Consider the following 20,555-nt stretch of genomic DNA (forward strand, 5'->3'; position numbering starts at 1 on the left):
CGCAGACGCTGTGTCTAGTGCGCCTGCCAACGCAGCAGCGCGTCCCGCATGCGCTCCCAGTCGAAGAACCTGCGCTGTTCATAATACAGCTTGCCCGGATGGGGCCTGTGTTCCAGGCGCTCCGTGCTGACTGCCTGCAGTGCCTGCCTGCCGTCGAGCAGGTAGTGCAGCAGCACGAAGGGGAATAGGCCGATCCACGTCGTGCGCTGAGAGGGATATTCCAGGCACAGGCGCAGGTAGGTCAGGCGCCTCCCCCACTCAATGGCCTTTAACTCCACCGGGCCGTTCGCTGCCAGCGGCGACAGCACCCGGAACAGGGGACCGGGGCATCCCTTGTGGTTATACAGCGCGAACTGGCGCACCTTCGGCAGCAGGGCGCGCCGGTGCGCCGCACGCACCGTCAGCGCATGCAGTGCGTCGTGATCGTGGTGCCCGCCCTCCCAGGCCGTCACGTAGATTCGTCCAATCGCGCCGAAGGAGCCGATCCATTCGTCGATCCACTCCCCGGCGGCGTCGAGCGACAGGTGCAGCTGCGCGTCGTCGATGGCGAGCAGGTCGCCCGCAAACACGACGTCGCGCGGGTCCACGCCGAGCTTTCCCAGCACCTGCAGCGACTCCGCGTTGCGGCGCGCCGCAAGGCCGTTCACGCCGCGCGTGAGGTAGGCGCAGGCGGCCCTGCGGCCCTGCCGCCGGCATTCGTCGATCGCGTGGAACACGCCGAACTCGTCGTCCTGGTGGGCAAACAGGAACAGATCGACAGGTGCGCCGTGTTGCGGCTCAATAGGCATCGAAGTCGAGGAACGAGAAGCGGATGCGCGCCGGGTCCAGCACCGTACCCGGGTCTGGCAGCGACCGGTAAATCAGGTTCAGCGGCGACGGCCTCAGGCGCTTCGGAATCGCGGCATAGCCGCCCACGCGCCGCTCTACGTCAGGCATCAGGCCGAGGTACAGACGCAAGGGGCTGGCCGGAGCGCCCGTCGGCGCCAGGCTGATCGTGGCCGGCAGCGCCAGTTGCGCATACGCGTGGATCCAGGGACCGAAGGCCGGCGCATGGAACTGCCAGCCGCTGCCGCCGCGGCGGCAGCGCACCGGGTTGGACGGACTGGCGCAGCGCCACTCGAGCGCGGCCTGGCTCCATACCCGTTCGAAGGCTGGCGCCTGGCCAGCCGCCGGGCCGGCCCTGCCGATGCCGCCGACGCCGACCAGCGCCTCCAGCGGCCTGACCAGCTGGAAGCCGAGTTTGCGCACGAAGCCCGGGGTGCTGTTGGCGTTGGCGACGCCGTATACGCCGGCATAGCCAGCGACGGCCGCCGCTTCGTAGGTCATCGCGGCCAGCTTCGTGAACAGGCCCTGGCCCTGGAACTGGGGATGGGTGGCGGTGTTGAGCGACAGCAGGACGCGCACGGGGCGCCTCTCGATGCTCGCCTGCGCCGGGATGCACACGTAATGGGCAGCCAATACATTGCCTTCCCAGGCGTCGAAACCGAAGGCGCGGCCGTCGGGATTGTGCACGTACAGCCACGCCAGGTAATCCCGCGTAAACTTCCCGGAATCGGGGAAACAGGCGGCAAACAGGGCGCTGTACCGGGCCAGTGCCGCGTCGTCGAACTCGATGGGCGCGAATCGCATCACTTGAATATCCAATGTTTACTCAGGAAGAAACCGTTCACCGCCACCAGCGGCAATGACGCCAGCTTGCCCACCAGGGGCTGCTCGACGAGCGCGACCGACAGGGCCACCAGGCCGAGCGTCAGCAGGTAGTTCAGGCCCACGACGCACAGGAAACGCGACAGCGTGCGAAGCGTGGTCACGTTGTTGAAGGTGACTTTCGCGTGAAAGGCATAGTTGACGGCCAGGCCCGCAATGAATCCGGCCGACGTCGCCTGCAGCGGCGCCACGCCTTGATAAACCAGCAGCTGCAGCAGGCCGATATCGACCAGCGCGCTCAGGCAGCCGCCGGCGACGAATACCAGGAACTGCGGCCCGGGCCAGCTCAGTCGCCGCATAACCGGCGCCAGGGACGGGTTTTCTTGTGCAGCGGCCGCTTTGGCACCGACGCAATATCGTTCGACAGGAAAGCCAGCACCAGCTGCATACCCATCAACATCGGCAGCGCCGCCATCATGACGGTCCCTGCCGGCGTTTCCACGCCGGCGCGCGCGGACTCGATCCAGTTGGCCACGCCGTACACCGATCCCAGCACGAACAGCGTCACGCCCAGCGGCAGCTCGATCGAGGCCAGCGACATATTGCGCAGGTAGTAATTGTAGAAGATGCGCTTGCCGAAGTTACGGATGTGCTTGAGGAGGAATTCGGTAACGATCTTGGAAATCTTCAGGTTGCTCACTTCGTCGCCGTAGCTGGCGTCCATCGGCACGTCGACCACCACCGCCTGCAGAGTATTGAGACGAAACAGTATGTCCGTTTCGAAGAAGTAGCGACGGCTGATCTTGTTGAACGGCAGGTGGCGTGCCGCATCCGCATGGATCGCCGTGTAGCCGTTGGTCGGGTCGAACAGGTCCCAGTAGCCGGAAGACAGCTTGGTCATCAGCGACAGCACAGCATTGCCGAACAGGCGCAGCGGCGGCATGGCGCCAATCTGCTCGAGGTCGAAGAAGCGGTTGCCCTTGGCGTAGTCGGCCTCGCCGCGCAGGATCGGCGCAATGAATTGCGGGATCAGGCGCGGGTCCATCTGGCCGTCGCCATCGACCTTGACGATGACCTCCATGCCTTCGTCGATCGCGGCCTGGTAGCCGGTCATGACGGCACCGCCGACGCCCTGGTTCTGGACATGCTCGATCACGCGCACCCGCGGGTCGGTACAGCTGCCGCGCACCAGTGCGCCGGAACCGTCCGGACATTTGTCGTCAACGACATAAATGCGGCTCACTTCCGGGCCGATCCCTGCAATCACACCAAGGATATGCCGAGTCACGCGGTAACTGGGAATGACGACGGCGATGGCGTCCTGGGGATTCATACTGATATACCTGTACAAGAGAGCGATTATTATTGCTGAATAAGGGGCAAATGCCAATCCGGAAAGCCGGTCCAGGCGCGACCGCGCCTAGGCCTCGACCGGCTGGCCCAGGCGCAGCGCATGGGCCGCAGCGACCAGCGAAGCGCCCGTGTCGCGCCAACTGGCCGGGCGGTAACTGGCCCGGATTGCGGCTTCGCGCTGCGCCACGTCCTGCGGATGCTCGATGTACCAGCGCAGGCGCTCGGCCCAGCGCGGCACGTCCCAAGGGTCCACGTATTCGATCAGCTCGCCCCCCGCTTCCGGGATCGATGCCGCCGACGATGCCAGGCAGAATTTGCCATACGCCAGGCTTTCGGCCACCGGCAGGCCCCAGCCCTCGTACAGCGACGGATAGGCGGTGAAATAGGCCTGCTCGTAGAGGCGCGCCAGGTCGCCGTCGGATACGTTGTTCAGGATGCGCAGGTAGGGACGAATGCGCGGATCCAGCTTCAGGTCCGACATCAGGTCGTTCATGCCCCAGCCGGCCATTCCGACGAAGACCAGCAGCGGCAGGCCGGTCATGCCCGCATCGACCAGCCTGGTATAGGCCCGGTACAGCGTTTCGTGGTTCTTGCGGCGCTCGATGGTCGAGACGAACAGGACGAAACGGCGTCCGAGCACGTCGGCGACCTGGGCCGATGGCGGCGCGGCGCCCGCACTGGCGATCTCGCAGCCGAGCCGGACCACGCCAAGTTCGGGCACCGGGACCTGCGAGGCTTCGAGGAACTTGCGCAGGTCGGCGCGCGAGTATTCCGAGATGCAGACGATGCGGTCGGCGCAGCGCGCGACGTCAAGGAAGTAGCGCGAGAACTTGGCGGCGACATCGGCCACGCACAGGTGCGGCAGCCGGATCGGGATGATGTCGTAACACATCAGCAGGACCTTGAGCCCGAGCCGCTGCTTCAGTTCGTACAGGTAGGGCAGGTTTTTCTGGTCCCAGTCCAGCCCGAGGGAGACATACACGTCGCCGGGGCCGAACAGGATGTCCGGCTTGACGAGGGCGGCAGGGGCAGCGGGCGCGGCCGGCGCCTGTGTTGCGGCGGGCGAAGAACCGCGCCACAGCAGGCTGGCGCTGCGACGCAGTTCGCGCGCAGCTGCGCGCATGCCGCGCAGCCCATCGAGCCGGCTGCGGGCAAACCCGCGCACGGGCACCTGCAGCGGGCCCGGCAGGACGGCAATGCCGCGCGCCGCCCAGCGGCGCCATCCCGGCGGGACAGCCGGTGCTCCGGCGATCGCGGCCGGAGCGGCAGCAGGAACTGCGGCTGCGGCCGGGGCATGGTGTTCGCCACCGGCGTCGAGCCGCGCCAGTGCGAAGCCCAGCTCCTCAGGGCCGACCTCGAAGTAGGAATCGTAGTCGAGGTCGAAGCGGCAGAAGCGGATGCCGGGATCGCCCGAGTGCAGGAACTGGCGCGCAGTCTCCGCCTCCACGCGCACGATACCGAGCGCCGGCCGGCTCCAGCCGCGGGTGGTGGTCACGTCCAGCCAGATCGTCATGCGCCCTCCTTCCCTTGCGCCAGCAGCGCCGCTACTTCACGCGGCACGGTGGCCAAGCAGGCGTCCCAGGTCAGGCTGGCGCGCACCGCGTCCACGGCCGCGGGCGCCGCTGGCGTCAACTCGAGCACCTTGCGGATGCTGTCCTGGAACTGCGCGGGCGTCTCGGCAATCAGCACTTCCGGCAGGCCGGCGAAGCGCTCGAAGCCGCGCATTGCGGTCGGCGTGCAGACCACTGGCCGCCCGGAATACAGGGCTTCGGCGGTCTTGATGTTCGATCCCCCGCCGCCGCCGATGGGCAACAGGAAGGCATGCGCCAGGCTCTTGACGGCGGCCAGGTCGGCGTCGTCGAGCACGCCCAGCACCTGCAGGCGCGACAGGTTCAATTCGCGCCAGCGCGACTTGCCCAGCTCGCGCTCGAGATGGGGGCCGGCGCCGCCGGCGATGACCAGCTTCGATCCTTCCGGGATGCAGGCGAGCGAATCGCCGACCGCGTCGAGAAAGCCCGTGTAATTCGGCGGATGGGCACTGGCGATGAAGATCGGCCAAGGCTGCTGCGGCAGGCGCGCGCGCCAGCGGGCGCAGCGCTCGGGATCGGCCTGCCAGGGGCTGATCCCGTTGGCAGCATGCAGCACGCTCGGCGCGCCGTACGAGCGCAGAGTCTCGGCGTCCTCGCGCGTCACGGCGAGCGACAGCGCCGCGTCGCGCGCCAGCTCGGCTTCGATGGCCGCCATGTCGGCGACCGCCTGCTCGATCAGCGCCGGCTCGTACTGCTGCCCGAGGATCGCGCGCTTCATCGGCGCCTCGATGTTGTGCGAACTATTGACCAGCATGGCGTCCCGGCACAGAGGCGATTCGAGCTGCAGCCAGCGTGCCAGCGGGTACAGCCAGGCCTGTTCGATCTGGATTACATCGACCGGGCCCGGCAGCGCGCCGGCGACCTGGCGGAACACCGTGTCGGACGCGACCGAGAATGGCCCCATCAGGAAGTCGGACAGCGCCGGCATCGGCACGCCGCGGTAATTGCGGAATGGACTGTCGCCCGGGAAGGCGACATCGTCAGGACCGATGTCGGCCGCCTCGTAGGCCTCGGCCTGGTAGAAGCCGACCGGATGCACGTCGAATCCGGCCGCCTCGTACACGCGGACCATGGCGGCGGCACGCAGTTGGCCGCCGTGGCGCGGGCGGCGTACCGGGTAAGGCGCCAGCATCAGCATGCGCGGACGGCGGCGCGCCGCCGGCGCCGGGGCCAGCAGCTGCGTCGCACGCCCTTCCAGGCCCAGCACGACCTGCATCAGCTGGCGCGCGCTGGCGGCCCAGGTCAGCCACGGCAGGCCGTCCGGGGACGGCGCGGCGCCGGCCGCGTAGAGTGCGAGCCATTCGGAGAGCGCTGCGGCGAGGTCCTGAGGCTGGGTGCCGCGGAAGTAGAAGGCACGGTCGCCGCCGACTTCGCGGAACACCGGCAGGTCGCGCGCGATGATCGGCAGCTTGTGCTGGGCCGCCTCGATCAGCGGCAGGCCGAAGCCTTCGCCCACAGACGCCGCAACCAAGCCGTTCGATGCGGCATACACTTTTTCCAGGTATTCGTCGCTGACGCCTTCCAGCCAGAACAGGCGCTTGCCGGCTTCCGGGTGACTGCGCAGGCGCACCGCCAGTTTGTCCACCATCCAGCCCTGCTTGCCGACCATGACCAAGTTGACGTCGTTGTCCTGGGACCACAACAGCTCGAAGGCGGCGAGTAGTTGCCCGTACTGCTTGCGCGGCTCGATAGTGCCGACCGCGAGCAGCGTCGGGCAGCGCGCGAGGCGGGCCAGCACGTCGGCAGCGTTCTCGGGCAGGCCGCGCGAAGGCACCGAGCGACTGACGTCCGCGCCGAGGTGGAACCAGGCGATCTCGAAAGGCAGCAGGCGCGGCGCTGCATGGGCGCGCTGCCAGGTGGCCAGTTCCTGCGCCACCGCGCGCGAAATGCAGACCGCACCGTCGAAAGCGGAGATGGCGTGCAGCCAGGCGGCGTGCCCGTCCGCCGTGCCCGGCGGGAAGTGCTCGGGCATCAGGACCGGCAACAGGTCGTACACGACGAAAAACACTTTCACGCCGTCGCGGTGCATGTCTTCCAGGAACGGGCGGTGCTGCGGGACCAGTTGCGGCAACAGATCCAGGCCGAGGAACACGTCGCCCGGCTGGTAATCGATCGGGGCATCGGCGCCGGCCGGGGCGCTCTGCAGGAACTGCGCCGTGAACGCGCGGGCGTAGCGATAGCCGGTGCTGCTGCCGGTCACATACACGGGCAATACTTCATAGCCGGCCGGAGGATGGTCGAGGAGCTCCCTCAGAATGCTGCGCGTGACGCGCTGCACACCGGTGCGGGCGTCGCGCTGGACCAGTTCGGACACGTCCACCAACATCTGACGCGTTCCCGGCGCCTGCGGAAAGCGGCTCAATGCATGGGCCCACCTGCGCAATTCTGCATCGTTTGCCGGCGTGCCGAGCGCCTGCGGGACGCGCTCGATCAGTTGTTTGAGGAGCGCATCGGCGGAGGCCGGCGCGCTATTGGGCGCGGCGCCGGCATGCAGCGCCTCGAGCGCCGCCAGGGCGCGTTCGGCCATATGATCCCAGCCGGCCGGCGGCGTATCGGCATTGCGTCCGGCCGACAGGTCGAGCGCCTCCCTGCCGAGCAGGCCGGCCGCATCGCGTGCGACGGCGGGATCCGTGGCCAGCAGTTGCGCGGCCTGCCGCAGCGCCCCGGACTTGGCGCGGAGATGCGCGGCGCGGCCTGGCTCGGGCGCTGCATCGAGCAGCGGGCGCAGGTCATGCACCAGTACGGCCACCGGCGGGTGCTGCACAAAGTCGCCAATGCTGGTGACGCCATTGCCGGCATAGCCTTCGAACGGGCTGGTGACCAGTACCACGTCCGCGCCCAGGCAGGCCAGGAAGGCTTCGCGCACCGATTCGGCCAGCGTGCGGCGCGCATCGTTGGCGGGCATGCGCGCCGCCAGCGGGCCGGGTGTGTGCCAGACGCGGATGTGTTCCTGCGCCAGAAGACCGTCGAAGGCCGCGCGCAGCGGCTCGATGGTTTCCGGGAACAGGCCATTCAGGGCCAGCACCACTTCGTGCCTGCCGCGCCGGCGCACGATGGCGCGCACCAGCGACAGCGCGCAGCGTCCAGTCGGGTCGAACCGGTGCTCGGCTTGCGCCCCCTGCATGTCGATCACAATACGCATCAGTCTGCCTTAGAGTGGATGACCTGGTGAATTTCGGCGAGGATCCGGTTGGCGCGCGGCGACAGCTCGCGCAAGGCTTGTTCTTCATGCTGCGCTGCCTGGGCCGCGTGCACGGGCGTTGCTGCCTGCGGCATCGGGACCGGCGCCGACCGGCCGGCCATCCTGCGCAAGCGGCCCTTGATGCGGCGTGCGAGGTCGATGGCGCGACGCATCGGGGCGGTGACGCGCCAGGAGGTGCTGGCCTGGAGCGCCGCGACCTGCGCGCGCAGCGACCCGGCTTCGGCCGAAAGGTGCTCGCGCTCGCGCGACACGGTATCCGATTGCCGCTGCATCCATTCGATATGGGCATGCAGGCGGGCGGTCTCGCCCAGCGCCGTGTCGTGCTGGCCCTGCATCCATTCGATGTGGGCGTGCAGGCGCGCCGTGTCGTCCTGCAGCGCGTCGAGCCGGGCGCGCAGCGAGGCCCTTTCCGCCTCAAGGCGGCCGCTCAGCTCGCGTTCGTCGGCTAACTCGCGCTCGGTTGCGGCGAGCCGTTCGCCATCGGCGTTCGCCTGGGCCAGCTCGGCCTGGTGGTGCGCGATCAGACCGCGGCACAGTTCGGAGTTGGCCAAGCCGCTCAGGCGCACGCTGTCGAACACGTTCGGCGGGCTGGAGAAGGCGGCCATCAGCTCGGGATGCTCGTCGGCGACATAGAAACGATTCAGGCCGTCGAAATAGACGAAGCGGTAGCCGGCGCCCGTGACCAGCGGTTCCCAGCTCGCGTAGTCGACTCGCGTCGTGGTGGGCACTGTCGCTTCGATCACCATGATCCACGGCCGCAGGCGCGCTGGATCCCATCCGCGCAAGACCTTTTCCTCGAGGCCTTCGACGTCTATCTTCAGCCAGTGCACGTCCTTCCCTTCCAGGAACTCCAACGCGCTCTTCAGGGTAAGCATCGGCACCTTCACCGTGGTGTGCGTAAAGCCTTGTTCGGCCTGGTAGCGCTCGGCATAGGCGTCGATCGCCGTGCTCAGGCCAGTTTCGGGAATCACGTTCAGATCGAGGATGCCTTCGCTGTCCGACAGCGCCATCTGTAGCACGGTGTCGTCCGGACGGTCCTGGCGAAGCAGGTCGGCATAAGCCTGCACCGGCTCGACATGCACGCCGCGCCATCCGTGCTCGTAGAAGGCCTTGCTGACCGAATCGACCACGGGGTGCTGGGCACCGACATCGACATATACGCCATGCTCGACGTGCTTGAGGGCACGCCAGAGCATCACGTCTTCAAAATTTTGGGCGTATGAAATAAAACTCATGAAACTCACTGGGTAGCATCCTCACGTTCGCGAGTCACCGCGAAGTGGGCGTTCAAGGAAGTGGAGCCGATGAAAAAGTCGCGACTGACGTTGACGACGTCGAATACCAGCAGGTTGTCCACCCATTCGTAGTTGTCGCTCAGGTGGGTATCGCAGCTGACAAGCGCCGGCGAGACCGAATACGAGCCCGGACCGAGGTCGCAGGTGAATTCCATGTCATAGACCACGCGTTCGCCCGCCTGCACGCCCTCCTGGATCTGGCGCGTATGCCAGGTATTCGTGCCCCACACGACATGGCCCTGCTTGTCGCGGATCATGTAGCCGAGCACGAGGCGCGGGATTGCCGCATTCACCGTGGTTACCAGGCGCAGGCGCAGTGCCTGCCCTACCTGGGCCACGGCCACCTCGCCGCCGTTGACGCTGTCGAACAGCTGCAGGCTGTCGATGCGCGCTTCGCCGGTGCCGCTACGGGTCATCAGCCAGCCGTTGCTGGCGCGGCGCTGCTCCACGTTCGATTGCGCGTTTTCCTTCTGCGCCACCAGGGCATTGTAGAAATCGACGATCTCGTCCGGCATGCCGTCGCGCAGCACGCGCCCCTTGTCGAGCAGGATGACGCGATCGCACAGGGTGCGGATGTCGCTCGGGCTGTGGCTGACGAACATGATCGACACGCCGTCTTCCTTGAACTGGCGGATGCGGTCGAAACTCTTGTGCTGGAAATAGCTGTCGCCGACCGACAGCGCCTCGTCGACGATCAGCAGGTCGGGCCGGAACGCGGTAGCGACGCTGAAGGCGACGCGCATCTGCATCCCGCTCGAATAGGTGCGCGTGGGCTGGTCGAAGTAGTCGCCGATTTCAGCGAAGGCCTCGATCTCGGGCATCGCGCGCTCGATCTCGGCCCGGCTGTAACCCATCAGGCCAGCGGAATGGAAGGCGTTCTGGCGTCCGGTCATGTCGGGGCTGAAGCCCATGCCCAGCTCGAGGATCGCCGCTACCCTGCCGCGCATATGGACCTGGCCCTCGGTGGGCTGCACGGTGCCGGTGATCAGCTTGAGCAGGGTGCTCTTGCCGGCGCCGTTCTGGCCGATGATGCCGACGGCCTCGCCGGGCCGGACGGCGAAGCTGACGTTGCGCAGCACCCAGTGTTCCTCGCGCGGGGCGACCGAGCGGAAGAACCACGAGGCGATCCGGCGCAGTTCGCCACCCCATTGGCGGTAGGATTTGCCCAGACCTAGGACTTGCAGTTCGCCGCTCATAGTTGATCTACCATTTCAGGGCTGGCCTTGCGGAACAGGATCAGCGAAAACGCGGACAGTAGCAGTCCAATCAGGAACGTCGAGACCAGTCCGCCCCACTCGGGCATGCGGTTGTACAGCAGGACGTCCTGATAGCCCGTCACCAGCGGGATCAGCGGGTTCAGGACCAGCCAGGCCCGGTACTGCTCGGGAATAATATTGACCATGTAAACCACCGGCGTAAACCAGTACAGGAACTGCATCAGCACCGGCACTACCTGGCCGACATCGCGCAGGAAGACGTTGATAACCCCGAACATCAACCCCAGCCCAATGGCAAGCACGATGGCGACGATCATGAGCAGGGGCAGCCACAGCAGCGCCAGGCCTGGCGCATGGCCGAGCACGCCGAAGATGACCAAGACCGCCACCAGCAGCAGCAGGTTGTTGACCACGGCGCTGCCGATGACCACCAGGGGCAGTGCGATTTTCGGGAAAGCCAGTTTTTTCAGGATGTTACCGTTGTCGATGAACAGCGTCAGGCAGCGGTTGACGATCTCCGCGAACAGCGACCAGCCGAGCGTGCCCGACATCAGGTAGATGGCATACGCATAGCGGTTGTCGATGCCCTGGAGCTTGGCCGACAGTACGGCCGACAGGACGAAGGCGAAGATCAGGACCTGGGCGAGCGGATTGAGGATCATCCACAGGCCGCCGAGGCGGCTGCGGATGAACTTGGTGCGCAATTCGGTTTGAATGGACGAGACTATGAAGTAGCGGTAGCGCCAAGCGCCGGACAACATCCCTAACATGGGTCACTTTCTAGTTAAACGACACATGCCGGCACGACGGCGCCGGCGTGGCCGGACAGGCCGAACCGGTCCGTGCAGGCGGGCACGGCGACGAAGTAACCAGCCGTCACGATGCGGGATCAACAATTTGTTCGCATGCGCAGTAAGCGATTATACATGGGCACCCGATGTCAGGGAAATACGTTCCGGAGCACGCCGCGGGGCGGGACGCCCGTTCCCACGTCGGCGGCAAGGGGCGCGCGGCAAGGTGGGCAAGGCCGGGTGTTATAATTTTTGACTTTGCCGTTTACCGTTGCCCCGCATTGCAACGCCTTCCGCGCCGCGCTTCCAGCGAGGACTGTTTTAACAATTACATCCAGAATTAATGCGCATCCTCATCGACCTGCAAGGCGCCCAGTCGGAAAGCCGGTTTCGCGGCATCGGGCGCTACTCCCTGGCGCTGGCGCTGGGCATTGCCCGCAACGCCGCCGGCCATGAAATCTGGCTGGCGCTGAACGGCGCCCTCGCCACTTCGATTGCGGACCTGCGCCGTGCTTTCGACGGCCTGGTGCCCGCCGAGCGCATCCGGGTATTCGACATCCCGATACCGGTCGCGGAAATCGATGCGGCAAACGTGCCGCGCTGCCGCGCCGCCGAAATGCTGCGCGAACACTTCATCGAGCAGCTTGCCCCCGACGCCGTGCTGGTGACAAGCCTCTTCGAAGGCTATATCGACGATTCGGTGGTATCGGCCGGACGCTTCGCCCCGGCCGGGCATACCGCCGTGGTTCTGTACGACCTGATCCCCTTCCTCAATCCCGATGCCTACCTCGGAACGCCGGAACAGCGCCAGCACTACGCCGGCAAGATCGCCTCGCTGCGTGCAGCCGGGCTATTGCTGGCGATCTCCGACTATACCCGGCAGGAAGCGATCGACGCGCTCGGGCTCGACCCGAAGCGGGTTGTCGCGATCTCGACCGCCGTGGACGACAGCTTCCGCCCCGCCCCGCCGGGACCGGCACTGGCGGCGCTGCGCGAGCGCTGCGGGATCGTGCGCGACACCATTATGTACGCGCCGGGCGGTTTCGATGCACGTAAGAACATCGATGGCCTGATTGTTGCCTACAGCCTGCTGCCGGCAGCGCTGCGCGCGCGCCACCAGCTGGTCATTGCGAGCAAGCTCGGCGAGCACGAGCGACGCGTCATGAACGAGCATGCGCGCCAGCACGGCCTGGCCCACGACGAACTGGTGCTGACGGGTTATGTCAGCGATACGGAACTGGTTGACCTGTACCGCTCGGCGGCACTGTTCGTGTTCCCGTCGAAGCACGAAGGCTTCGGTTTGCCGGCACTGGAAGCAATGGCTTGCGGAGCGATCGTGATCGGCGCCAACAACACCAGCATCCCGGAGGTCATCGGTTGCGGGGAAGCCCTGTTCGATGCCGCCTCGCCAGCCTCGATCGCGGCCAAGATCGCCGAGGTCATGGAAAGCCCGGCGCTACAGGAGCGCCTGCGCATCCACGGCCGCGCCCAGGCGGCACGCTTCTCGTGGGATGTCACGGCGCGCAAGGCGCTGCAGGCACTGGCGGCGCACCACGCTGCGCAGCACGACGCGGGGGCTGCCGTGCACGCCCCGACCAGCCGCAGCGAGCTGCTGCGCGCCGTATTGGGGATTCCCGGTTTGCCGCGCAATGAAGCCTACCTGCACGAACTCGCCCATTGCCTGGCGGGTGCGCCGGATTCGTCGCGCCCGCGGCAATTCCTGTTCGACGTGTCAGCCATCATGCAAAAAAGCGCAACGGAAACGGCCGCCGTCCTCGAAGCACAGCTGCGCGAGTTGGGGACCGCGTCCCTGCCCGGCCTGCAGCTGGAACCGGTCTTCCTTTCGAAGCAGGGCGGGCGCTGGCACTACCGCTACGCGCGCCGCCTGCCGGGCGAAGCGGCGGGAAGCCCGGACGAACCGGCCCAGGCCGCGATCGATATCGGGCCGAGCGACCTGTTCTATACGGATGGGGGCGGGGACACGCCTGCCGCCGAACAGGCCGCGCTGCATGCGCGCCTGCGCGAGCGCGGCGTGAAGCTGGGCCGCCTGGCGGGCCCGGGCGCCACGCCTTCGGACTGGCTGCAGGCCGATGCGGTGCTGTGCACCTCGCAGTCCGCGCTGGCGCAAGTCGAAGCAGCGCTGGCAGGCGACGCCGCGCGGCCTCGGCCGGCTCTCGGGCTGCTGGAACCAGGGGCCGCCCCTGTCCAGCTGCCCGCCCTGTTCGGCGCGGGCGTGCGCTGACGGCAAGCAGGGCCGCTGCCGCCCTGTCTTATTTCGGCACGATGCGCATTTCGGTAATGCCGATGCCGAGGCGGCGCAGGTCATCACTCATGCCCAGTTCTTTCGGCGACACGGCTGCCGGGACGCGGAAGATCAGGGTGCTCGCCCCGCTCGGATTGCTCATTTCGAACACCCGTGCCTCGTTCTGGGCGCCCAGCGTAAACCGGCGCTGCTCGTTCCCGACCTGCAGCACGAACTCCGGGCCCGCATTCCTGCCGAAGGCATGGGCGCGCAGCTGCAATTCGAATTTTTCGGGCAATGGTTCGGAAAACTCGAAGGTCACCATATCGCCGTCGGACCATACCCCCCACTGCTCGGTAAACGACAGGCCCGACTCGGCGACGATCCTGCCCGGCCAGTCCGACATCTTGAAGTAGCGGTGGTCGAGGTCGGGCGCATTGACGATGGCCTCGTCGGCGATCACCCGCCAGGTCTTGTCGTTCAAATCCAGCTTGCACAGGTTGCGCACGCCGTGCTTGCGGGCGTAGTTGAAGACACGGTCGTCGTAGTCGTCGCGGTTCGGCAAGCCGAAGTTCCAGTCTTTCGGGCTGAATGAGGCCACGCCGTTGATGGTCGGGATGCTCAGCGATTGCGCCAGCATCATCGCCGTGACATTGTGAGCGTAGGCGTTGTTGATCGGCTCGGGGAAGCCGCCGAGCGTATCCTGCCCCGCCCAGCCGGAAACGTAAAACACCTTGCACTGCGCCGGCGGCGCGTTCGGCAGCGCCAGCCGCGCGATTTCCTCATGACGATAGAGGTTCAGGTAAGGCTTGGTCAGCTCTTCGGCCACCAGCAGCGCGCCCAGCAGCAGCGCGATCGGCATGCCCATGCGCTGGGTCGAGAGGTAGCGCACCCCGATCAGCACGACTGGCAGCGCCAGGACGAACTGGTAGGCGGCGACCACGTTCAGGGCCTGCGCGCCAGGGAACAGGTGGTAGACCAGGTACCAACCGCTGTACCCGCCCACGCGCAGCGCCAGCCCCCAGGTCAGCAGGGTCGCCAGCGCCAGTGACGGCAAGATCACGAATTGGCCGCGGCGGCCCTGGCGGATGGCCTGGACACACCCGGCAACGAACAGCACGAACAGGATAGGAGCGAATCCGGTCGTTGCATATTCGCCGACCGGCGTATAGGAAGGCGAAACGAGTTTCAGCACGGAATTATAGAACTTGCCGAACATCAAGTTCTCGTTGCCGACCTGTAGCACGTCCTGCCACGGAATGGTATTGCCGCGTACCGATTCGTAGGCGCGTACGCCCACTTCGCGCGATTTCGGCAGGAAGGCGTACACGAAAGGCGCCATACCCAGCGCTGTCCCGGCCAGAACCGCCAGCAGCGAGCGGTACTGCGCAAGCAGCTGTCGCCCGAACTGCCGGCGCAGGTCGGCGCCAGCCCAAACGAACATGATCACGGCGGCGAACGTGAAGAAATAGGCGAAAAACCAGGCGACGTAGAAGCAGGTGAGGCACAGGGCACCGTACAGCAGGCCGGCGGCGATGCCGTGCAGGGCGAAGCGCCGCCCATTGCCCGCGAGGAAAGCCTTGATGGCGCTCCACAGCAGCATGCCGATCAGCGGAACAAAGGCCAGCGACGTGAGCTGGATGCGCGAACTGTGCGAGGCCAGCCCACTGCTGAGCGTAAACAGGCCTGCCGCCAGCAAGGCCCAGTAAAACGGGAAAGCGAACACGCGCCGCAGCAACAGGTAGCTGAACACGAACCCGCAGCCACGCACCGCGAAGTTGGCCAGTTCGGCAGCCAGGAAAGGATCGAGCCCGGCCAGCCGGAACGGGAAATACGCAACGCCGATCAGGAAATAAGCGTCAGTCTGGGCAATCGTGCGCGTGTATGGATAAAAGTAATTGACCTCGGACCAGTCGGCCTGGCCGGTAAAGAAGAGGTACCAGTGCTCCAGGATCGTGGTCGAAATGACGACGTCGTAGCGGTCGCCCGGCAGCAGGGCGAAGCCCGTGAACAGTTGGTAGCGGCCGACCAGCACCAGGCAGACGAGGCAGAACGCGGCAAGGAGGACGATGCGCAGGGTGCGGTCCGGACTGCGCCAGCCTCCCGCCTGGGAAAGCGATATATTCATGGATTCAATTCACTCAGGACTGCTATTCGAACGACAGGGTGCGCACGCTGACGCCGAGCCGGCGTCCGTCGCTGTTGATGCCGAGCTGCTGGGGAGAGACCGCGTCCGGCGTCTCGATGACGAATTCCAGCGCCGCGCCTGGTTCAATAGGCGGCAGCGCCAGCTCGAGGGTGCGGGTCGCGGCGTCGCCGTCGAAGACATGCCGCACCGGGGCGCCACCGTTGACCGCAATGGCAACGCGCTGGCGCTGGTGCGTCCCTTGCAGGTAGGGCGCCAGCACCAGCCGCGCCGAGTTGAAGCGTTCGCCTGCGACACAGGAGAAGGTGGCTTTCGTGCCGTCGGTCCAGCGGCCTTCCGTGGCGGGCCAGCTGAACCCGCTCAGCATGGTCGGCACCAGGCCGCCGCGTTCGGAAAAGTCGGTCACCCGCTTGCACGCCCTGCCCGCGTCGATGACCTTGGCCACGCAGGCCGCGTCGAGCAGCAGGATCTGGCCCGAACCCGGACGCGTACAGCCCGCGAATTCATAGCGCGAGGCGCCACGCGAGCTAAGGATGGTGTCGTACTGGTCGAGCGCACCCAAATCGTTGGTGCCGAGCACATGCTGCATAGCGAGGTCGCGCGGCGTGCGTGCCAGCGCGATCGAGAACAGGTAATTGATCGTCCACGGCTGGTTGCGCAGGTCAACGACGACGTTCACCTTGCCGTCCGCCGCCGGCGCCAGCGGCCCGGCCTGGACCCCGGCCAGCTGGCGCTCGATTGCGACGATGTCGGAAGTATCGGTCAACTTGGCCCAGCGGGCGCATGTGGTGAAACTGACGGCCAGCGCCGCCACCGGGACGAGCGTCATGGCGATCCCGTTCCACGGCGCGGGTTGCTGTCCGCCGCGCGGCAGACCATGCGCTAGCCGTCCGCCGAACACGGCAATGGCGACGAACAGGAAGCTCGTCATTCCGAAGGCGTATTTTTTGACGGCATATTCGGAACCGAAACCGAAGCGCAGCAGCACCAGTTGCACCAGGCACAGCAGTGCGATGGTGAGGCCATAGCCGCCCAGGAATTTCAATGCGCGCACGGCGTCGCGCTCGCGGTACCACTGCCACAGCAACAGGCCGGCGGCAGCGATGGCTGCCAGGCAAAGCACGACCAGCGCGCTCTTTCCCGGCAACAGCACCAGGCTCAGGTTGCCGTTAATTTCGGAAATCTTGCGCATGGCGGCAAAGGCCGGGTTCAGCAGGACAGCGGCCAGCCCGCCCCCCATGCACAGCAGCGCCGCCCCGATGGCCGGGCCGCGCGCGCGCCATGGGCGTTCGAGGGACAGCACGTGCAGCAGCTGCACCACGCCCAGCATGCCCAGCAGTTCGAGGGCGGGTAGCAAGTGCACGCCGGCGATGGCGTAGATCGCCGCGACCAGGAACAGCGCCGCATGGACCCGGTCGCGGGTCGCTTCCAGGTGGATGGCCACGGCCATGGCCAGCAGCGCCAATCCTTGCGCGACCAGCTGCGAGTAGAAGAAATTGCCTACGATCTCGCTACCGTGGACATCCAGCCCCAGCAGCGCATGGTTGGCCCACAGCAGGCCGGCCAGCAGCGCCGTGGCGGCCAGGGCGATCCGGGCCGCCAAGGTGTGCAGGATGCAGATCAGCGCGCCCCACACCAGCGCCACCGCCGCCAGCGCCGTGACCTGGATGCCCATGAAGGTCGAGTTCAGGAACATGCCGGCAATGGCTGCGCCGATATGGCTCAGGCGCGGATAGAAATTCATCTCGCCCAGTGTGATGTCGCCCGCCGCCAGTTGCCAGTCCTGGGCGATGCGGAAGGCCAGCGCGTAATGGTGGGCCAGGTCGATCGAGTTGCTGGTGCCGGTATCCAGATTCAGGAGGACCAGCACCACGCCGGTGCACAGCAGTAGAAAAACCTGGCTGCGCGTCAAGGATGAATGCATGAGCACCTTTCGGGAACCGGATGTCAGGCCAGCAGCTTGGCGACCTTGCGTCCTTCGCGGATGGCGTAGTTGGTGCCGCGGTCTTCGGGGTAGATCTGCGCCATCGTCGAGATGAGGGCGTTATCGAACGGCGTTTCCTGCCCCGGCACATACTGCGAATAGTTGCGCTCCGTGACCGGCTGCGCGTACTCGGAGCGCCATACCGCGTAGTCCTCCACCCAGCTGCGGTCGAACTTCGGGAACATCTGCTTCAGGTAACCCAGTGCGAATTCGAAGTATTCGGCGTCGGTCTTGGCCCAGACCGGATCCTCGACCGCGAGGTAACGCGACAGGTAGGCAATGTGCGAGCCCTTGTAGTTCTCCGGCTTGTCGAAGTTCGTGTGCTCGATGACGCCTACGAAGGGGAAACCGGGGTCGTTAACGTTGAGCCAGTAAGTTTCGGACAGGCTCTGGTTCAGGCGAAGCACCAGGCACATATTGCCCAGGTAGCGCACGCGGCGCAGTTTTGCGATCCACGCGGGATCGGCATGCGGCGCGAACAGGTCGGCGATGATCGGGAACGCGGGCGTGAACAGGTAGCGCTTGCCCTGCACCTCACCGGCCGGCGTCGCCAGGGCCGCGATCTGGCGCCCCTCGGTACGCATGCCGGTGACCGGTGCGCTGTAGCGCACCTCGCCACCGTTGGCGCGGATCGCCGCAGCCATCGCTTCAGCCAGGCGCCCGAAACCGCCCTTGAAATAGGCCAGTTCTTCGCCGCCCTTGTCGTTGCGGGTACTGCCGCGCAGGACCAGCTTTTTCCACATCCACACGGCATTCACGGCTTCGGCAAAGACCGAGAACTTGGAGGTGATCAGCGGCTCCCACACTACTTTGTAGACCTTCTTGCCGCACAGGCTCTCGAGCCATTCGCGTATGCTCAGGTGTTCGATCGACTTCCAGTCCTTGATGCGGCGCACCTGGAACACCAGCAGGCCGAGGCGGATGCGGTCAACCAGCGACAATGCCTTGAAGCGCAGCAGGTCGAGCGGGGTCGAAAGCTTCCACATGCGGCCGTTGAAGTACATGCCGGTGCGGGTAGGCAGAAGGATGACATCGCCCTCCATGCCCAATTCCTTGACCAGCTCGGGGACGTACAGGTCGTTGTTGAACCAGTGGTGGTAGAACTTTTCCAGCGTCACGCCGTCTGGGAACTGGAAGGTGCCGCCGAGGCCGCCCGGCGTGGTGTCCGCTTCCAGTACACAGACGCGCTTGCCTTCGCGGGACAGGGCCCAGGCAGCCGTCAGGCCCGTGAAGCCGCCGCCCACCACTACTACATCGTATTCGTTCATAAAAACCCGGTATTCAGTTGAGAGGCATTGCTGCCGATGGTGCGCGGCGGGCCGCGCGGAACAGTTCTGGTCGCGACCATATCGCCAGCGCACCGGCGATCGTGGTAGCCCCCCACAGCGCGAGGTGGACCAGCACGGCATAGCTGCCGGCCTGGGCGGTCGTTCCGCCAACCAGCGCCACGGCGGTAAAGGCCGCCAGGTGGAAGGGGCCGACATAGCCGGGCGACGACGGGACCAGGGTCGACAGGGTTGCGATCGCCATCACCAGCAGCGCCGCCGGCGCGCTAGCCGGCACCCCGCAGCCGAGCATGACGAAATAAAACAGTCCCGACTCGCAGACCCAGACCAACATCGAAATGAGCAGCGTCAGCGACAGCACGCGCGGACGCGACATGGCGTCGAATCCCTGCAGCAGGTCGCCGGCGGCGGCCAGCGGCGCGGCCAGGCGCCCTGCCCCGGCGCGCGCTTGCGGCAGCGCACGCAGCCAAGCCGCGAGGCGCCCGCTGAGCAGGAAGCACAGCGTCAGCGCCACCCCGCCCAGCACCGCCAGGGTCTGGGCCGAATGCGCCAGCAGCGGATTGATGGCCGCGCTGCGAATGGCCAGCAAGCCAATGGCAAGGCTGCACAGCAGGGTCATGAGGTCGATGAGGCGCTCCATCACCAGGCTGCTGGTTGCGGTGGTGCGGGTGATGCCCATTGCCGCCGGGAACACCAGGGCCCGGACGAGGTCGCCGAGGCGCAGGGGCAAAACATTGTTTAGAGCGATCGATCCGAGGAAGGGCGCGGCGCAGCTGGCGAAGCGCACCGGGGCGCCGGCCGCGCGCAGCATCATCGACCAGCGCAGCACGCGCAAGGCGTAGCCGGCCGACAGGCAGGCGACGCCCAGTACCAGGTAAGGCCAATGGAAGTGTTCGAGCGCGTCAAGCAACTCGGCGCCATTCACCTTGCTTGCGACCAAGGCCACGCACAGCAGCGTGATCGCGATGCCGAGCACGTGCTTTACCCAGCCGCCCTTGGGCGGCGGCACTACTTTGCTCATTCTCTATCCCAGACGCGCCACGGGGCATTGCCGGTCGCCCACAATGCCTCGAGTTCGCGCTTGTCGCGCAAGGTATCGCAGGGCTGCCAGAAACCGGTATGCTGGAAGGCGGAGAGTTGCCCTTCGCTGGCGAGGTTGGCCAGCGGTGCGCGTTCCCATGAGGTGCTGTCGCCTTCGATGTAGTCGATTGCCGCCGGCTCCAGAACGAAGAAGCCGCCATTGATCCAGCCGATTTCGTCGCTCGGCTTTTCCTCGAAACTCGAGACCGAGAAGGTGTTGTCGATGTTGAGCACGCCAAAGCGGCCAGGCGGCTGGACTGCGGCAACCGTCGCGAGCTTGCCGTGCGCGCGGTGGAAGGCCAGCTCGGCGCCGATATCGATGTCCGACAGGCCGTCGCCGTAGGTCATGCAGAAAGTCTCGCCGTCGAGGAAAGGCGCCACGCGTTTCAGGCGTCCGCCTGTCATCGTGTCGGGACCGGTGTCGACGAGGGTGATGCGCCAGTCTTCGGAGTGACTGTTGAGGATCGTGTGCTCGCCCGTGCGCAGGTCAATGCGCATGTCCGACAGGTGCCGGTAGTAGTTGAAGAAGAACTCCTTGATGACATAGCCCTTGTAGCCAAGGCAGATCACGAAGTCATTGATGCCGTGGTGGGCATAGTTTTTCATGATATGCCACAGCAAGGGCTTGCCCCCCACCTCGACCATCGGTTTCGGCTTGGTATCGGACTCTTCGGAAATCCGGGTGCCCAGGCCGCCCGCGAGAATAACTGCTTTCATATCAAC

General features: G+C 66.1%; 15 protein-coding genes. 1 reads left to right on the forward strand and 14 read right to left on the reverse strand.

Annotation, left to right across the window (positions count from 1 at the left end):
- Positions 1–14: 14 nt before the first annotated feature.
- The 9 genes from ACWCIA_RS19710 to ACWCIA_RS19750 all read right to left on the reverse strand — a co-directional run bounded on the left by ACWCIA_RS19710 (position 15) and on the right by ACWCIA_RS19750 (position 11,073).
- Positions 15–788, reverse strand: coding sequence for a PIG-L deacetylase family protein (locus ACWCIA_RS19710; RefSeq protein ID WP_454166026.1), 774 nt, complete (start codon positions 786–788; stop codon positions 15–17).
- A complete protein-coding gene (locus ACWCIA_RS19715) occupies positions 778–1,629 on the reverse strand; it encodes a GNAT family N-acetyltransferase (protein ID WP_454166028.1) in 852 nt (283 codons plus the stop codon). Before ACWCIA_RS19715 ends, ACWCIA_RS19710 begins: the two co-directional genes overlap by 11 nt.
- Positions 1,629–2,006 (reverse strand): GtrA family protein, encoded by a 378-nt coding sequence (locus tag ACWCIA_RS19720; protein ID WP_454166030.1) that lies wholly within the window; start codon positions 2,004–2,006, stop codon positions 1,629–1,631. The genes ACWCIA_RS19715 and ACWCIA_RS19720 overlap by 1 nt, the downstream gene beginning before the upstream one ends.
- Positions 1,994–2,980: a glycosyltransferase family 2 protein gene (locus tag ACWCIA_RS19725; protein ID WP_454166032.1), complete on the reverse strand. Its 987-nt coding sequence runs from the start codon at positions 2,978–2,980 to the stop codon at positions 1,994–1,996. Before ACWCIA_RS19725 ends, ACWCIA_RS19720 begins: the two co-directional genes overlap by 13 nt.
- Before the next feature lie 87 nt (positions 2,981–3,067).
- Complete coding sequence (locus ACWCIA_RS19730) at positions 3,068–4,513, reverse strand: glycosyltransferase family 4 protein (protein ID WP_454166034.1); 1,446 nt, start codon at positions 4,511–4,513, stop codon at positions 3,068–3,070.
- The gene (locus tag ACWCIA_RS19735) at positions 4,510–7,731 is read right to left on the reverse strand and encodes a glycosyltransferase (RefSeq protein ID WP_454166036.1); all 3,222 of its coding nucleotides are present in this window, start codon (positions 7,729–7,731) and stop codon (positions 4,510–4,512) included. Before ACWCIA_RS19735 ends, ACWCIA_RS19730 begins: the two co-directional genes overlap by 4 nt.
- Complete coding sequence (locus ACWCIA_RS19740; RefSeq protein ID WP_454166038.1) at positions 7,731–8,987, reverse strand: FkbM family methyltransferase; 1,257 nt, start codon at positions 8,985–8,987, stop codon at positions 7,731–7,733. The genes ACWCIA_RS19735 and ACWCIA_RS19740 overlap by 1 nt, the downstream gene beginning before the upstream one ends.
- Before the next feature lie 44 nt (positions 8,988–9,031).
- Entirely contained in the window at positions 9,032–10,282 is a 1,251-nt protein-coding gene (locus ACWCIA_RS19745; protein ID WP_454166040.1) for an ABC transporter ATP-binding protein, read from the reverse strand.
- Positions 10,279–11,073 carry an ABC transporter permease gene (locus tag ACWCIA_RS19750; protein WP_454166044.1) on the reverse strand — a complete coding sequence of 265 codons (795 nt, stop codon included), beginning with the start codon at positions 11,071–11,073 and terminating at the stop codon, positions 10,279–10,281. Before ACWCIA_RS19750 ends, ACWCIA_RS19745 begins: the two co-directional genes overlap by 4 nt.
- A 364-nt stretch (positions 11,074–11,437) precedes the next feature.
- On the opposite strand from ACWCIA_RS19750, the gene ACWCIA_RS19755 reads away from it, so the two are divergent.
- A complete protein-coding gene (locus tag ACWCIA_RS19755) occupies positions 11,438–13,336 on the forward strand; it encodes a glycosyltransferase family 4 protein (RefSeq protein WP_454166046.1) in 1,899 nt (632 codons plus the stop codon).
- 28 nt (positions 13,337–13,364) lie between these two features.
- On the opposite strand, the gene ACWCIA_RS19760 is transcribed toward ACWCIA_RS19755, so the two are convergent.
- From ACWCIA_RS19760 to rfbF, 5 genes are read right to left on the reverse strand one after another with little or no spacing between them, the layout of a single operon-like run.
- Positions 13,365–15,464 (reverse strand): DUF7024 domain-containing protein, encoded by a 2,100-nt coding sequence (locus tag ACWCIA_RS19760; RefSeq protein ID WP_454166048.1) that lies wholly within the window; start codon positions 15,462–15,464, stop codon positions 13,365–13,367.
- Between the two features lie 22 nt (positions 15,465–15,486).
- Positions 15,487–17,406: a hypothetical protein gene (locus ACWCIA_RS19765; RefSeq protein WP_454166050.1), complete on the reverse strand. Its 1,920-nt coding sequence runs from the start codon at positions 17,404–17,406 to the stop codon at positions 15,487–15,489.
- Between the two features lie 23 nt (positions 17,407–17,429).
- Positions 17,430–18,734, reverse strand: coding sequence for an NAD(P)/FAD-dependent oxidoreductase (locus ACWCIA_RS19770; RefSeq protein WP_454166052.1), 1,305 nt, complete (start codon positions 18,732–18,734; stop codon positions 17,430–17,432).
- A 13-nt stretch (positions 18,735–18,747) separates the two neighbouring features.
- On the reverse strand, positions 18,748–19,773 hold the full coding sequence (locus tag ACWCIA_RS19775; RefSeq protein ID WP_454166054.1) for a lysylphosphatidylglycerol synthase transmembrane domain-containing protein: 1,026 nt from the start codon (positions 19,771–19,773) through the stop codon (positions 18,748–18,750).
- Positions 19,770–20,549, reverse strand: coding sequence for a glucose-1-phosphate cytidylyltransferase (rfbF, locus tag ACWCIA_RS19780; protein ID WP_454166056.1), 780 nt, complete (start codon positions 20,547–20,549; stop codon positions 19,770–19,772). The genes ACWCIA_RS19775 and rfbF overlap by 4 nt, the downstream gene beginning before the upstream one ends.
- Between the last annotated feature and the right edge of the window lie 6 nt (positions 20,550–20,555).

The organism is Massilia sp. SYSU DXS3249 (assembly GCF_053668055.1).

What these genes read in the sequence shown, in the direction of transcription:
- ACWCIA_RS19720 (WP_454166030.1), bottom strand. Translation starts at nt 2,006, where the DNA reads ATGCGGCGACTGAGCTGGCCCGGGCCGCAGTTCCTGGTATTCGTCGCC.
- ACWCIA_RS19745 (WP_454166040.1), bottom strand. Translation starts at nt 10,282, where the DNA reads ATGAGCGGCGAACTGCAAGTCCTAGGTCTGGGCAAATCCTACCGCCAA.
- rfbF (WP_454166056.1), bottom strand. Translation starts at nt 20,549, where the DNA reads ATGAAAGCAGTTATTCTCGCGGGCGGCCTGGGCACCCGGATTTCCGAA.
- ACWCIA_RS19760 (WP_454166048.1), bottom strand. Translation starts at nt 15,464, where the DNA reads ATGAATATATCGCTTTCCCAGGCGGGAGGCTGGCGCAGTCCGGACCGC.
- ACWCIA_RS19770 (WP_454166052.1), bottom strand. Translation starts at nt 18,734, where the DNA reads ATGAACGAATACGATGTAGTAGTGGTGGGCGGCGGCTTCACGGGCCTG.
- ACWCIA_RS19735 (WP_454166036.1), bottom strand. Translation starts at nt 7,731, where the DNA reads ATGCGTATTGTGATCGACATGCAGGGGGCGCAAGCCGAGCACCGGTTC.
- ACWCIA_RS19765 (WP_454166050.1), bottom strand. Translation starts at nt 17,406, where the DNA reads ATGCATTCATCCTTGACGCGCAGCCAGGTTTTTCTACTGCTGTGCACC.
- ACWCIA_RS19725 (WP_454166032.1), bottom strand. Translation starts at nt 2,980, where the DNA reads ATGAATCCCCAGGACGCCATCGCCGTCGTCATTCCCAGTTACCGCGTG.
- ACWCIA_RS19710 (WP_454166026.1), bottom strand. Translation starts at nt 788, where the DNA reads ATGCCTATTGAGCCGCAACACGGCGCACCTGTCGATCTGTTCCTGTTT.
- ACWCIA_RS19715 (WP_454166028.1), bottom strand. Translation starts at nt 1,629, where the DNA reads ATGCGATTCGCGCCCATCGAGTTCGACGACGCGGCACTGGCCCGGTAC.
- ACWCIA_RS19750 (WP_454166044.1), bottom strand. Translation starts at nt 11,073, where the DNA reads ATGTTAGGGATGTTGTCCGGCGCTTGGCGCTACCGCTACTTCATAGTC.
- ACWCIA_RS19730 (WP_454166034.1), bottom strand. Translation starts at nt 4,513, where the DNA reads ATGACGATCTGGCTGGACGTGACCACCACCCGCGGCTGGAGCCGGCCG.
- ACWCIA_RS19740 (WP_454166038.1), bottom strand. Translation starts at nt 8,987, where the DNA reads ATGCTCTGGCGTGCCCTCAAGCACGTCGAGCATGGCGTATATGTCGAT.
- ACWCIA_RS19775 (WP_454166054.1), bottom strand. Translation starts at nt 19,773, where the DNA reads ATGAGCAAAGTAGTGCCGCCGCCCAAGGGCGGCTGGGTAAAGCACGTG.
- ACWCIA_RS19755 (WP_454166046.1), top strand. Translation starts at nt 11,438, where the DNA reads ATGCGCATCCTCATCGACCTGCAAGGCGCCCAGTCGGAAAGCCGGTTT.